Raw genomic sequence first — 12,170 nt, forward strand, 5'->3', positions numbered from 1 at the left:
TTGTTGTCCTGCACTCGACAAGCCCCCTGGGCGGCCGGTGCGCGAGCCCCGTCCCCAGGAGCGCCGGACTGTCACACCCCGCCAGTAGGGTGTCTGACATGGCCGACCCCTCCAGCTACCGCCCCAAGCCGGGACAGATTCCCGACTCCCCAGGGGTGTACAGGTTCCGCGACGAGCACCGCCGGGTGATCTACGTCGGAAAGGCGAAGAGCCTGCGCCAGCGCCTGGCGAACTACTTCCAGGACCTGGCGAACCTGCACCCCCGTACGCGCACCATGGTCACCACGGCCGCCTCCGTGGAGTGGACGGTGGTGCGTACGGAGGTCGAGGCGCTGCAGCTGGAGTACTCCTGGATCAAGGAGTACGACCCCCGGTTCAACGTCAAGTACCGCGACGACAAGAGCTACCCGTACCTCGCGGTCACGATGAACGAGGAGTATCCGCGCGTCCAGGTGATGCGCGGCCAGAAGAAGAAGGGCGTGCGCTACTTCGGCCCGTACGGGCACGCGTGGGCGATCCGCGACACCGTCGACCTGCTCCTTCGCGTCTTCCCGGTCCGTACGTGCTCCGCGGGCGTGTTCAAGAACGCCGCGCGGACCGGCCGCCCCTGCCTGCTCGGGTACATCGGCAAGTGCTCCGCCCCGTGCGTGGGCCGTGTCACGCCCGAGGAGCACCGGGAGCTGGCCGAGGAGTTCTGCGACTTCATGACCGGGCGCACGAACACGTACATCCGCCGCCTGGAGAAGGACATGGCGGAGGCCGCCGAGGACATGGAGTACGAGCGCGCGGCCCGGCTGCGCGACGATGTCGGCGCCCTGCGCAAGGCGATGGAGAAGAGCGCGGTCGTCCTCGCGGACGCCACCGACGCCGACCTCATCGCCCTCGCGGAGGACGAGCTGGAGGCCGCCGTCCAGATCTTCCACGTACGCGGCGGGCGCGTCCGGGGCCAGCGCGGCTGGGTCACCGACAAGGTCGAGGCGGTCACGAGCGGCGACCTGGTCGAGCACGCGCTGCAGCAGCTCTACGGGGAGGAGAGCGGGGACGCCGTCCCCAAGGAGGTCCTGGTCCCGGCGCTGCCCGATCCGGTCGAGCCCGTCCAGGCGTGGCTCACCGAGCGGCGCGGGTCGGGTGTCTCGCTGCGCATTCCGCAGCGCGGCGACAAGAAGGCGCTGATGGAGACCGTGCACAGGAACGCGCTGCACGCGCTCGCCCTGCACAAGACCAAGCGCGCCTCCGACCTCACCACGCGTTCGCGCGCGCTTGAGGAGATCGCCGAGGCGCTCGGCCTGGACAGCGTGCCGCTGCGCATCGAGTGCTACGACATCTCGCACCTCCAGGGCGACGACGTCGTGGCCTCCATGGTGGTCCTGGAGGACGGCCTCGCCCGCAAGAGCGAGTACCGGCGCTTCCAGATCAGGGGGTTCGAGGGGCAGGACGACGTCCGGTCCATGCACGAAGTGATCACCCGGCGCTTCAAGCGGTACCTCTCCGCGCAGGAGAAGTCGGGGGAGTGGTCCGACGCGGAGCCGCTCGACGAGGACGGGCCGAGCGAGTCCACCCTCACGGAGGAGGACGGCCGCCCCAAGAAGTTCGCGTACCCGCCGCAGCTCGTCGTGGTGGACGGCGGCCAGCCGCAGGTGGCTGCCGCCAAGCGGGCTCTGGACGAACTGGGCATCGACGACGTCGCCGTCTGCGGCCTCGCCAAGCGGCTCGAAGAGGTGTGGGTGCCGGGCGAGGAGGACCCCGTCGTCCTGCCCCGCACCAGCGAGGGCCTCTACCTCCTCCAGCGCGTCCGCGACGAGGCGCACCGCTTCGCCATCACCTACCAGCGCACCAAGCGCGCCAAGCGCTTCCGCGCGGGCCCCCTCGACGACGTCCCCGGCCTCGGCGACACCCGCAAACAGGCCCTCATCAAGCACTTCGGCTCCGTCAAACGCCTCCGCGCCGCAACGATCGACCAGATCTGTGAGGTCCCCGGCATAGGCCGCAAGACGGCAGAAACGATCGTGGCGGCGTTCGCGAAGGCGGAGCCGGCCGCGCCCGCGGTGAACATGACGACCGGTGAGATCCTGGAGGACGAGGCCCCGGACCCGGCGGACGCCGAACGGCCGGGCTCCACCCGGAGGGACGGCGAAGGTCTCCGGCAGGATGCCGCCGCCGACGCTCGGACGGACGCCCCGGCCGAGGACGCCCCGGCCGAGGACGCCCCGGCCGAGGACACCGCGGTGGACCGGCACGCGAACAGCGACGACGTCCGCCAGGCCGGTGCGAGGGACGCCGACGACGGAGCCCGGAGCGGCGCTCAGCGCGACGCCGGCGACAACACCCCGGGCGACACCCAGCACCACACACAGGTCAGCCCAGAAGACAGCCCGGCGCACGGCGCACAGCACAACCAGGACACCACCACGGCGCGCGCGGCAGGCGTGCGGGCCGGTGAGGCGCCCGTTGGGGCGGGTGCCTCGGATGAACGACGGGGGCAGGAGCCATGAGCGAGTACGACGAGCAGGTAAGCAGCAATATCAGCGGCAGCAGCGATACCGGCGGCCCGGCGCACAGCCGACCCGCACCGGCGGAAGCGGAGCACGGAGTACAGGTGAGTAGCGGCACGAGCAGCGGCACGAGCAGCGCGACGAGCAGCAGTACTGGCAGCGCCACGAGCAGCGGGAAGATCGACGCCCCGGGCATCCCGGAAGCCGTCATCCCCGAGCTGGTGATCATCTCCGGGATGTCCGGCGCGGGCCGTTCCACCGCGGCGAAGTGCCTGGAGGACCTCGGCTGGTTCGTCGTGGACAACCTGCCACCCGCGCTCATCCCGACGATGGTGGAGCTGGGCGCCCGCTCGCAGGGCAATGTCGCCCGGATCGCCGTCGTCGTCGACGTACGAGGGCGGCGGTTCTTCGACAACCTCCGGGACTCCCTGGCCGACCTGGAGTCCAAGCACGTCACCCGCCGCATCGTCTTCCTGGAGTCCTCCGACGACGCCCTGGTGCGCCGCTTCGAGTCGGTGCGCCGCCCGCACCCCCTCCAGGGCGACGGCCGCATCGTCGACGGCATCGCCGCCGAACGCGAACTCCTGCGCGAGCTGCGCGGCGACGCCGACCTCGTCATCGACACCTCCAGCCTCAACGTGCACGAGCTGCGCGCGAAGATGGACGCCCAGTTCGCGGGCGAGGAGGAGCCGGAGCTGCGGGCCACGGTCATGTCGTTCGGCTTCAAGTACGGGCTGCCCGTCGACGCCGACCTCGTCGTGGACATGCGGTTCCTGCCCAATCCGCACTGGGTTCCCGAGCTGCGCCCCTTCACCGGGCTCAACGAAGAGGTCTCCAACTACGTCTTCTCGCAGCCCGGCGCCAAGGAGTTCCTCGACCGCTACACCGAGCTGCTCCAGCTGATCGCCGCGGGCTACCGCCGCGAGGGCAAGCGGTACGTGACCATCGCCGTCGGCTGTACGGGCGGCAAGCACCGTTCCGTCGCCACCTCGGAGAAGCTCGCCGCCCAACTGGTGTCGCAGGGTGTGGAGACCGTGGTCGTCCACCGGGACATGGGCCGCGAATGACAGGACGCACGCTACGGCTCACCAGCAGGCTGAGCCGTAGGAACGCACCGGCGATGCGCCGCAGGGGCGCGACCCCCAAGGTCGTGGCCCTGGGCGGCGGCATGGGCCTGTCCGCATCGCTTGCCGCGCTGCGCCGCATCACCGGCGACCTGACCGCCGTCGTCACGGTCGCCGACGACGGAGGCTCCAGCGGCCGTCTCCGCGACGAGCTGGGCGTGCTGCCGCCGGGCGACCTGCGCAAGGCGCTCGCGGCGCTGTGCGGCGACGACGACTGGGGCCAGACCTGGGCCCGCGTCATCCAGCACCGTTTCCACTCACCGGGCGAGTTGAACGAACACGCGGTCGGCAATCTGCTGATCGTCGCCCTGTGGGAGCAGCTCGGCGACCATGTGCAGGCGCTCGACCTGGTCGGCAAGCTGCTGGGCGCGCACGGGCGCGTGCTGCCCATGTCGGCGGTGCCGCTGGAGCTGCAGGCGCTGGTCAAGGGCCACGACCCGGAGCGGCCGGACGACGTGGACACGGTCAGGGGGCAGGCGACGGTCGCGCTCACCCCCGGCGAGGTGCAGTCCGTGCACCTCGTGCCGAACGACCCGCCGGCCGTGCCGGAGGCCGTCGCCGCCGTGCTCGACGCGGACTGGGTGGTGCTCGGCCCGGGCTCCTGGTTCTCCTCCGTGATCCCGCATCTGCTCGTCCCCGAACTGCTCGACGCGCTCGTCGAGACGAAGGCGCGCCGGGTCCTCTCGCTCAACCTCGCTCCGCAACCCGGAGAAACCGATGGCTTCTCCCCGCAGCGTCATTTGGAGGTTTTGGGACGACACGCCCCTAAACTCGCCCTGGACGTGGTGCTGGCCGACGAGGCCGCCGTGCCCGACCGCGCGTCATTGACCGACACCGCCAAGGAGCGTTTCGGTGCCGCGGTCGAGCTGGCGCCGGTGGCCAGGCCCGATGGGACTCCGATCCATGATCCGGAGCTGTTGGCCGCCGCGTACGACCGTATTTTTCGGATGCATGGAAGGATCGGCCCATGGCGATGACGGCAGCGGTGAAGGACGAGATCTCCCGGCTCCCCGTCACCCGGACCTGCTGCAGAAAGGCCGAGGTCTCGGCGATTCTGCGGTTCGCGGGCGGCCTTCACCTGGTGAGCGGCCGCATCGTGATCGAGGCGGAGCTGGACCTCGGGATGGCCGCACGGCGGCTCAAGCGGGACATTCTCGAGATCTTCGGGCACGGCTCGGAGCTGATCGTGATGGCGCCGGGCGGGCTGCGCCGCGGTTCGCGTTTTGTCGTACGGGTGGTCGCGGGCGGCGACCAGCTGGCCCGCCAGACGGGGCTCGTGGACGGCCGCGGCCGTCCGATCCGGGGCCTGCCGCCGCAGGTGGTCTCGGGGGCCACCTGCGACGCGGAGGCGGCCTGGCGCGGCGCGTTCCTGGCGCACGGCTCGCTGACCGAGCCCGGCCGCTCCAGCTCCCTGGAGGTGACCTGCCCGGGCCCGGAGGCCGCGCTCGCCCTGGTCGGCGCCGCGCGCCGGCTGTCCATCGCGGCGAAGGCGCGTGAGGTGCGCGGCGTGGACCGCGTGGTCGTCCGTGACGGCGACGCGATCGGCGCGCTGCTCACCCGGATGGGCGCGCACGAGTCGGTGCTGGCCTGGGAGGAGCGGCGGATGCGCCGCGAGGTCCGCGCCACCGCGAACCGCCTCGCCAACTTCGACGACGCGAACCTGCGCCGCTCGGCCCGCGCGGCCGTCGCCGCGGGCGCCCGCGTGCAGCGCGCCCTGGAGATCCTCGCCGACGAGGTCCCCGAGCACCTGGCCGCCGCGGGCCGCCTGCGCATGGAGCACAAGCAGGCCTCCTTGGAGGAGCTGGGCGCTCTCGCGGACCCGCCGCTGACCAAGGACGCGGTCGCGGGCCGCATCCGGCGCCTGCTCGCCATGGCCGACAAGCGCGCCCAGGATCTCGGCATCCCCGGCACGGAGTCGAGCCTGACGGAGGAGCTGGCCGAGGAGCTGGTGGAGGAGATGGCCGAGGAGATGGCCGAGAACCTCGCGGAGAACATGGCGGGCTGACCCGCAGCACAGAGGTACCCACGGCCCCCGCGCGCGGAGGCGATGCGGTGGCGGCGCCCACGGAGGCGCCGCCACCGCTTTCTGCTGCCCGCGCGAGGAGCCTCAGGCCCCCTTGACTTGACCATGAACTGTCATGAGTCTGGCGCCAGTTCGCTTCTGTGGCAGTGGCCACGACCGCGGCAGACAACTGCAAGGGGGGCTCATGAGACGAAGAGCGAGATCGATCCTCGCTGTCGGAGCACTGGTGCTGGGGGTGGGAGGGGCAGCGCTGGCGCCTGTCGCCCAGGCGGACAGCGGAAGTCCGCAGAGCAGCGAGGCCAAGAGCGCGGATCCCGGCGCGGACGCCGTCAAGGTGTTCCGTGCCGAGGTCAGCAAGGAGCAGATACCCCTGCTCCTGCAGGCCGGGCAGGACGCCCACGAACTGAGTGAGCAGGCGCCGGAGAAGGGCACCGCCGACGTCGAGGTCTACCTCACCGACCAGCAGGCCGAGGCGCTGCGCGGCAAGGGCGTGAAACTCGCGGAGCACAAGGTCGCCGCCAGGACCGAGTCCCGCCTCAAGGCCGCGGGCGACGGCGTCTTCCGCCCGTACAGCGGCAAGGGGAACCTCCAGGAGGAGATCGTCCGCACCGGGCAGGAGAACCCCGGCCTCACGAAGGTCGTCTCCATCGGCAAGACGATCCAGGGCCAGGACATCCTCGCCCTGAAACTCAGCAAGGGCGCCACCAAGGTCAAGGACGGCGCCAAGCCGTCGGTCCTGTACATGTCCAACCAGCACGCGCGCGAGTGGATCACACCCGAGATGACCCGCCGCCTCATGCACTACTACATCGACAACTACGCCAAGGACCGGCGGATCAAGAAGATCGTCGACTCCACGGAGCTGTGGTTCGTCCTGTCGGCCAACCCCGACGGCTACGACTTCACGCACAAGGCGGCCGCCAACCGCCAGTGGCGCAAGAACCTGCGCGACGTGAACGGCGACGGCGCCATCACCAGCGGCGACGGCGTCGACCTCAACCGCAACTTCGCCTACAAGTGGGGCTACGACGACGAGGGCTCGTCCCCGCGCCCCGCCAGCGAGACCTACCGCGGCACCGGGCCGGGCTCCGAGCCCGAGACCAAGGCCATCGACGCCTTCGAGAAGCGCATCGGCTTCGACTACGCCATCAACTACCACTCCGCCGCCGAACTGCTCCTCTACGGCGTGGGCTGGCAGGTCGCCACCCCGACCCCGGACGACGTGCTCTACCAGGCGCTCGCGGGCACCCCGGCGAACTCGGCGATCCCCGGCTACCACCCGCAGGTCTCCTCGGAGCTGTACACGACCAACGGCGAGGCGGACGGCCACGCCGGCAACGTCAACGGCATCTCGATGTTCACCCCCGAGATGAGCACCTGCCAGACCGCCTCGAACGTCGACCCGAACGACGCCTGGCGCCCCCAGGACTGCGCGTCGATCTTCACGTTCCCGGACGACGAGAAGCTGATCCAGGCCGAGTTCGCGAAGAACATCCCCTTCGCGCTCTCCCTGGCCGAGACGGCGCACCACCCCGACCAGCCGTCCTCCGCGGTCGGTCTGGAGGCCGCCGACTTCACCCCGGCCACGTTCTCGACCTCGTACGCGCGCGGGGGCGACCAGGAAGTCGCCGTCGTCGCGCGGAAGTCCGTACGCGACAAGGAGCTGAACTACCGCGTCAATGGCGGCCGTTCGCACGACGAGGAATTGCGCGCCTGGAAGGGCGGCGAGACCTACGGCGGTGAGGACAATCTCCACTTCGACGAGTACCGGGCGAAGGTGGAGGGCGCCGATGCGGGCGACAAGGTGGAGGTGTGGTTCACGGGGCGGACGAAATCCGGAAAAGCCACGTCCAGTGCCCGCTACACGTACACCGTCGCCGAGCGTCCGAAGGCCGACACGCTCGTCCTCGCGGAGAACGACGCCGCGGGGCAGCAGACAGCGGCTTACGTGGACGCGCTGAAGGCGGCCGGGCAGAAGGCGGCGGTCTGGAACGTCGCCAAGCAGGGCGCCCCCGACCCGCTCGGCGTCCTCGGCCACTTCAGGACGGTCGTGCACTACACGAACGCGGACCGGCCGGGGCTCACCACCCAGCTCGCCGTGCGCGCCTACCTCAACGAGGGCGGCAAGCTGATCGAGGCGGGCGAGAAGGCGGGCGGCTCCGTCGACATCGGCGACACCACGACCAACGACTTCAGCCAGTACTACCTGGGCGCCTACTCCCGCACCGCGGCGCCCGTCGCCACCCGGTTCGAGGGCTCGGGCGAGCTCTCCGGCATCACCGCCGCCCTGGGCGACGCGCCGGGCAACCCGCTGGGCGGAGCCGGTCTGTACGAGGTCACCTCGGCCACCCTGCCGCAGTTCACGAGCGCCGGGGCCGGCCAGTACGAGGGCGCGGGGATGGCCGCCGCCGTGCACACGGACGACGCCTACAAGCGCCTGACCCGCACCATCGACCTCACGAACGTCACCGCGGCCGACCAGCCGTCCTTGCGTGTGCAGCTGCTGTGGGACACCGAGACCGGCTACGACCACGCGATCCTGGAGGCGCACACGGTCGGCGCCGAGGACTGGACGACCCTGCCGGACACCACCGGGTTCACGTCCAACGCCGTGCCCACCGAGTGCGAGGCCGGGTTCCTCCTGGCCGACCACCCGGCGCTCACGCGCTACCTGACCGGGTCCGGAGCCGCCTGCCAGAACACCGGCACCAGCGGCGCGTGGAACAGCCTCACCGGCTCCTCGGACGACTGGAAGACGGTCTCCTACGACCTGAGCGCCTACGCGGGCCGCTCCGTCGAGGTCTCGCTCGCCTACGTGACCGACCCCGGCTCCGGCGGCGAGGGCGTGCGCGCCGACAACGCGGCCGTCGTCATCGGCGGCCAGGTCACCCAGAACGAGGACTTCGAGACGTCCCTGGGCGTCTGGACCGTCCCCGGGCCGCCCGCGGGCAGCCCGCCCGCCGTCGAGGACTGGGCGCTCGCGAAGGACCTCTTCACGACCTACGGCGCGATCAGCACCCCGGACAGCGTTCTTCTGGGATTCGGTCTGGAACACGTCACCGCGCCCGCCGACCGAAATGCGCTCATCAGAAAGGCACTGCGCTCAATTAGCGACTGATTGACGGCGAAATACCCGGGAAATATGCAGCGACCCGTACGTTACTGGCGAGTACGGGTCGCTGTGTCCTGCATAGGGCCGCTCGATGTCACCCCAAGCCCTTATGGGAGGTAGGGTCGAAGGCGGTCGGGGACATCCCAATACATCTCGCCGGCGTCGAATCCGGCGTACCAACGAGGAGATCGGTTCGTGACGATCCGCGTAGGCATCAACGGCTTTGGCCGCATCGGTCGCAACTACTTCCGCGCGCTGCTCGAGCAGGGTGCGGACATCGAGATCGTGGCTGTCAACGACCTGGGTGACACCGCGACCACCGCGCATCTTCTGAAGTACGACACCATCCTGGGCCGTCTCAAGGCCGAGGTGTCGCACACGGAGGACACCATCACCGTCGACGGCAAGACCATCAAGGTCCTGTCGGAGCGCAACCCCGCCGACATCCCGTGGGGCGAGCTCGGCGTCGACATCGTGATCGAGTCGACCGGCATCTTCACCAAGAAGGCCGACGCCGAGAAGCACATCGCGGGCGGCGCCAAGAAGGTCCTCATCTCGGCTCCGGCCAAGGACGAGGACATCACCATCGTGATGGGCGTCAACCAGGACAAGTACGACGCGGCCAACCACCACGTCATCTCCAACGCCTCCTGCACCACCAACTGTGTGGCGCCGATGGCCAAGGTTCTCGACGAGAACTTCGGCATCGTCAAGGGCCTGATGACCACGGTCCACGCGTACACCAACGACCAGCGCATCCTGGACTTCCCGCACTCGGACCTGCGCCGCGCCCGCGCCGCCGCCGAGAACATCATCCCGACCACGACGGGCGCCGCCAAGGCCACCGCCCTGGTCCTGCCGCAGCTCAAGGGCAAGCTCGACGGCATCGCGATGCGCGTCCCGGTCCCGACGGGCTCCGCCACCGACCTGGTGGTCGAGCTGCAGCGCGAGGTCACCAAGGACGAGGTCAACGCCGCGTTCAAGAAGGCCGCCGACGACGGCGACCTGAAGGGCTTCCTCTTCTACACCGAGGACCCGATCGTGTCGTCCGACATCGTCAGCGACCCGGCCTCCTGCACCTTCGACTCCGCCATGACCATGGTCCAGGAGGGCAAGACGGTGAAGGTCCTCGGCTGGTACGACAACGAGTGGGGCTACTCCAACCGCCTCGTCGACCTGACGGTCTTCGTCGGTGGTCAGCTCTAAGGTTCCAGAGCAGCAGAGCCTCTCGATGTGAGCGAAGGTCCGGACCCGCGCGACGCCGCGCGTCGGTCCGGGCCTTTCGCGCGTCAGTCTCACAGCCTTAAGGCGCGCCAGGGCGCCAACCGGAACAGCTTCACTACAGGAGTAGTCCAGTCATGAAGACCATCGAGGAACTTCTCGCCGAAGGGGTCGACGGGAAGCGGGTGTTCGTCCGCGCCGACCTCAACGTGCCGCTGGCCGACGGCAGCATCACCGACGACGGCCGCATCCGCGCCGTCCTGCCCACCGTCGAGGCGCTCGCCGACGCCGGTGCCAAGGTGATCGTCGCCTCGCACCTGGGCCGCCCCAAGGGCGCGCCGGACCCGCAGTTCTCGCTGCAGCCCGCCGCCGAGCGGCTCGGTGAACTCCTCTCCAAGCCGGTCGCCTTCGCCCAGGACACGGTCGGCGCCGCCGCGCACGACGCGGTGAACGGCCTGGAGCCCGGTCAGGTCGCCGTCATCGAGAACCTGCGCTTCAACGCGGGCGAGACCAGCAAGGACGACACCGAGCGCGGCGAGTTCGCCGACCGGCTCGCCGCCCTCGCCGACGTCTACGTGAGCGACGGCTTCGGCGCCGTGCACCGCAAGCACGCCTCCGTCTACGACCTGGCGAAGAAGCTGCCCGCCTACGCCGGTTACCTCATCGCCACCGAGGTCGGCGTCCTGAGGAAGCTCACCGCCGACGTCCAGCGCCCGTACGTCGTCGCGCTCGGCGGCGCCAAGGTCTCCGACAAGCTCGACGTCATCGACAAGCTGCTCGGCAAGGCCGACCGGCTGCTCATCGGCGGCGGCATGGCGTACACGTTCCTCAAGGCCAAGGGGTACGAGGTCGGCATCTCCCTCCTCCAGGAGGACCAGGTCCCCACCGTCAAGGAGTACATGGAGCGCGCCGAGAAGAACGGCGTGGAGCTCGTCCTGCCGGTGGACGTCCTGGTCTCCACGGACTTCCCCGACCTCAGGACGAAGGCGTCGGCCAACCCCACCACCGTCGCCGCGGACGCCATCCCGGCCGACCAGGAGGGCCTGGACATCGGCCCGAAGACGCGTGAGCTGTACGCCTCGAAGCTCGCCGACGCGCGGACCGTGTTCTGGAACGGCCCGATGGGCGTCTTCGAGCACCCCGACTACGCCGAGGGCACCAAGGCGGTCGCCCAGGCGCTCATCGACTCCCCGGGCTTCACCGTGGTGGGCGGCGGCGACTCCGCCGCGGCCGTCCGTACCCTGGGCTTCGACGAAAAGGCATTCGGCCACATCTCGACCGGTGGCGGCGCCTCCCTCGAGTACCTCGAGGGCAAGACGCTGCCCGGTCTCGCCGCACTGGAGGACTGACCCTTAATGAGCACCCGCACGCCGCTGATGGCGGGCAACTGGAAGATGAACCTCAACCACCTCGAGGCCATCGCCCACGTCCAGAAGCTCGCCTTCGCCCTCGCGGACAAGGACTACGAGGCCGTCGAGGTCGCCGTCCTGCCGCCCTTCACCGACCTGCGCTCGGTCCAGACGCTGGTCGACGGCGACAAGCTCAAGATCAAGTACGGTGCCCAGGACCTGTCGGCGCACGACTCCGGCGCCTACACCGGCGAGATCTCCGGCGCCATGCTCGCCAAGCTCAAGTGCACGTACGTCGCGATCGGGCACTCCGAGCGCCGCCAGTACCACGCCGAGAACGACGAGATCGTCAACACCAAGGTGAAGGCCGCCTACAAGCACGGCCTGACCCCGATCCTCTGCGTCGGCGAGGAGCTGGACGTGCGCGAGGCGGGCAACCACGTCTCCCACACGCTCACCCAGGTCGAGGGCGGCCTCAAGGACCTGCCCGTCGAGCAGGCCGAGACGATCGTCATCGCCTACGAGCCGGTCTGGGCCATCGGCACCGGCAAGGTCTGCGGCGCCGACGACGCGCAGGAGGTCTGCGCCGCCATCCGCGGCAAGGTCGCCGAGCTGTACTCGCAGGAGGTGGCCGACAAGGTGCGCATCCAGTACGGCGGTTCGGTGAAGTCCGGCAACGTCGCGGAGATCATGGGCAAGCCCGACATCGACGGCGCCCTGATCGGCGGTGCCTCCCTGGACGCCGACGAGTTCGTCAAGATCGTCCGCTTCCACGAGCAGTGATTCGCGGGTGATTCGCGAGTGGCGCGACCTGTGAGTATGCGCTAGCGGCGATACGTCGTACCCTTG

8 protein-coding genes are annotated in these 12,170 nt (G+C 69.9%); all 8 read left to right on the forward strand.

Translation table 11 applies throughout. From position 1 onward, the window contains the following. The first annotated feature begins 98 nt into the window (after positions 1-98). The gene (uvrC, locus tag ACH4RC_RS09495; RefSeq protein ID WP_398197429.1) at positions 99-2,492 is read left to right on the forward strand and encodes an excinuclease ABC subunit UvrC; all 2,394 of its coding nucleotides are present in this window, start codon (positions 99-101) and stop codon (positions 2,490-2,492) included. Next, a complete protein-coding gene (rapZ, locus tag ACH4RC_RS09500) occupies positions 2,489-3,559 on the forward strand; it encodes an RNase adapter RapZ (RefSeq protein WP_398197432.1) in 1,071 nt (356 codons plus the stop codon). Before uvrC ends, rapZ begins: the two co-directional genes overlap by 4 nt. Then, complete coding sequence (gene yvcK / locus ACH4RC_RS09505) at positions 3,556-4,593, forward strand: uridine diphosphate-N-acetylglucosamine-binding protein YvcK (protein ID WP_398197434.1); 1,038 nt, start codon at positions 3,556-3,558, stop codon at positions 4,591-4,593. Before rapZ ends, yvcK begins: the two co-directional genes overlap by 4 nt. Beyond that, entirely contained in the window at positions 4,584-5,621 is a 1,038-nt protein-coding gene (gene whiA / locus ACH4RC_RS09510; RefSeq protein WP_398197437.1) for a DNA-binding protein WhiA, read from the forward strand. The genes yvcK and whiA overlap by 10 nt, the downstream gene beginning before the upstream one ends. 202 nt (positions 5,622-5,823) lie before the next feature. Further along, positions 5,824-8,757 carry a M14 family zinc carboxypeptidase gene (locus ACH4RC_RS09515; RefSeq protein ID WP_398197439.1) on the forward strand — a complete coding sequence of 978 codons (2,934 nt, stop codon included), beginning with the start codon at positions 5,824-5,826 and terminating at the stop codon, positions 8,755-8,757. 189 nt (positions 8,758-8,946) lie between these two features. Further along, the gene (gene gap / locus ACH4RC_RS09520) at positions 8,947-9,957 is read left to right on the forward strand and encodes a type I glyceraldehyde-3-phosphate dehydrogenase (RefSeq protein WP_398197441.1); all 1,011 of its coding nucleotides are present in this window, start codon (positions 8,947-8,949) and stop codon (positions 9,955-9,957) included. 152 nt (positions 9,958-10,109) lie between these two features. Further along, on the forward strand, positions 10,110-11,321 hold the full coding sequence (locus ACH4RC_RS09525) for a phosphoglycerate kinase (RefSeq protein ID WP_398197444.1): 1,212 nt from the start codon (positions 10,110-10,112) through the stop codon (positions 11,319-11,321). A gap of 6 nt (positions 11,322-11,327) precedes the next feature. Next, on the forward strand, positions 11,328-12,104 hold the full coding sequence (gene tpiA / locus ACH4RC_RS09530) for a triose-phosphate isomerase (protein ID WP_398197446.1): 777 nt from the start codon (positions 11,328-11,330) through the stop codon (positions 12,102-12,104). Positions 12,105-12,170 lie beyond the last annotated feature (66 nt).

Source organism: Streptomyces sp. NPDC016845 (assembly GCF_044332585.1).
Classification (GTDB): Bacteria; Actinomycetota; Actinomycetes; order Streptomycetales; family Streptomycetaceae; genus Streptomyces.

Excerpts from the sequence above, each read along its gene's own strand:
- tpiA (WP_398197446.1), top strand. The coding sequence starts at position 11,328 with ATGAGCACCCGCACGCCGCTGATGGCGGGCAACTGGAAGATGAACCTC.
- whiA (WP_398197437.1), top strand. The coding sequence starts at position 4,584 with ATGGCGATGACGGCAGCGGTGAAGGACGAGATCTCCCGGCTCCCCGTC.
- ACH4RC_RS09515 (WP_398197439.1), top strand. The coding sequence starts at position 5,824 with ATGAGACGAAGAGCGAGATCGATCCTCGCTGTCGGAGCACTGGTGCTG.
- yvcK (WP_398197434.1), top strand. The coding sequence starts at position 3,556 with ATGACAGGACGCACGCTACGGCTCACCAGCAGGCTGAGCCGTAGGAAC.
- uvrC (WP_398197429.1), top strand. The coding sequence starts at position 99 with ATGGCCGACCCCTCCAGCTACCGCCCCAAGCCGGGACAGATTCCCGAC.
- rapZ (WP_398197432.1), top strand. The coding sequence starts at position 2,489 with ATGAGCGAGTACGACGAGCAGGTAAGCAGCAATATCAGCGGCAGCAGC.
- ACH4RC_RS09525 (WP_398197444.1), top strand. The coding sequence starts at position 10,110 with ATGAAGACCATCGAGGAACTTCTCGCCGAAGGGGTCGACGGGAAGCGG.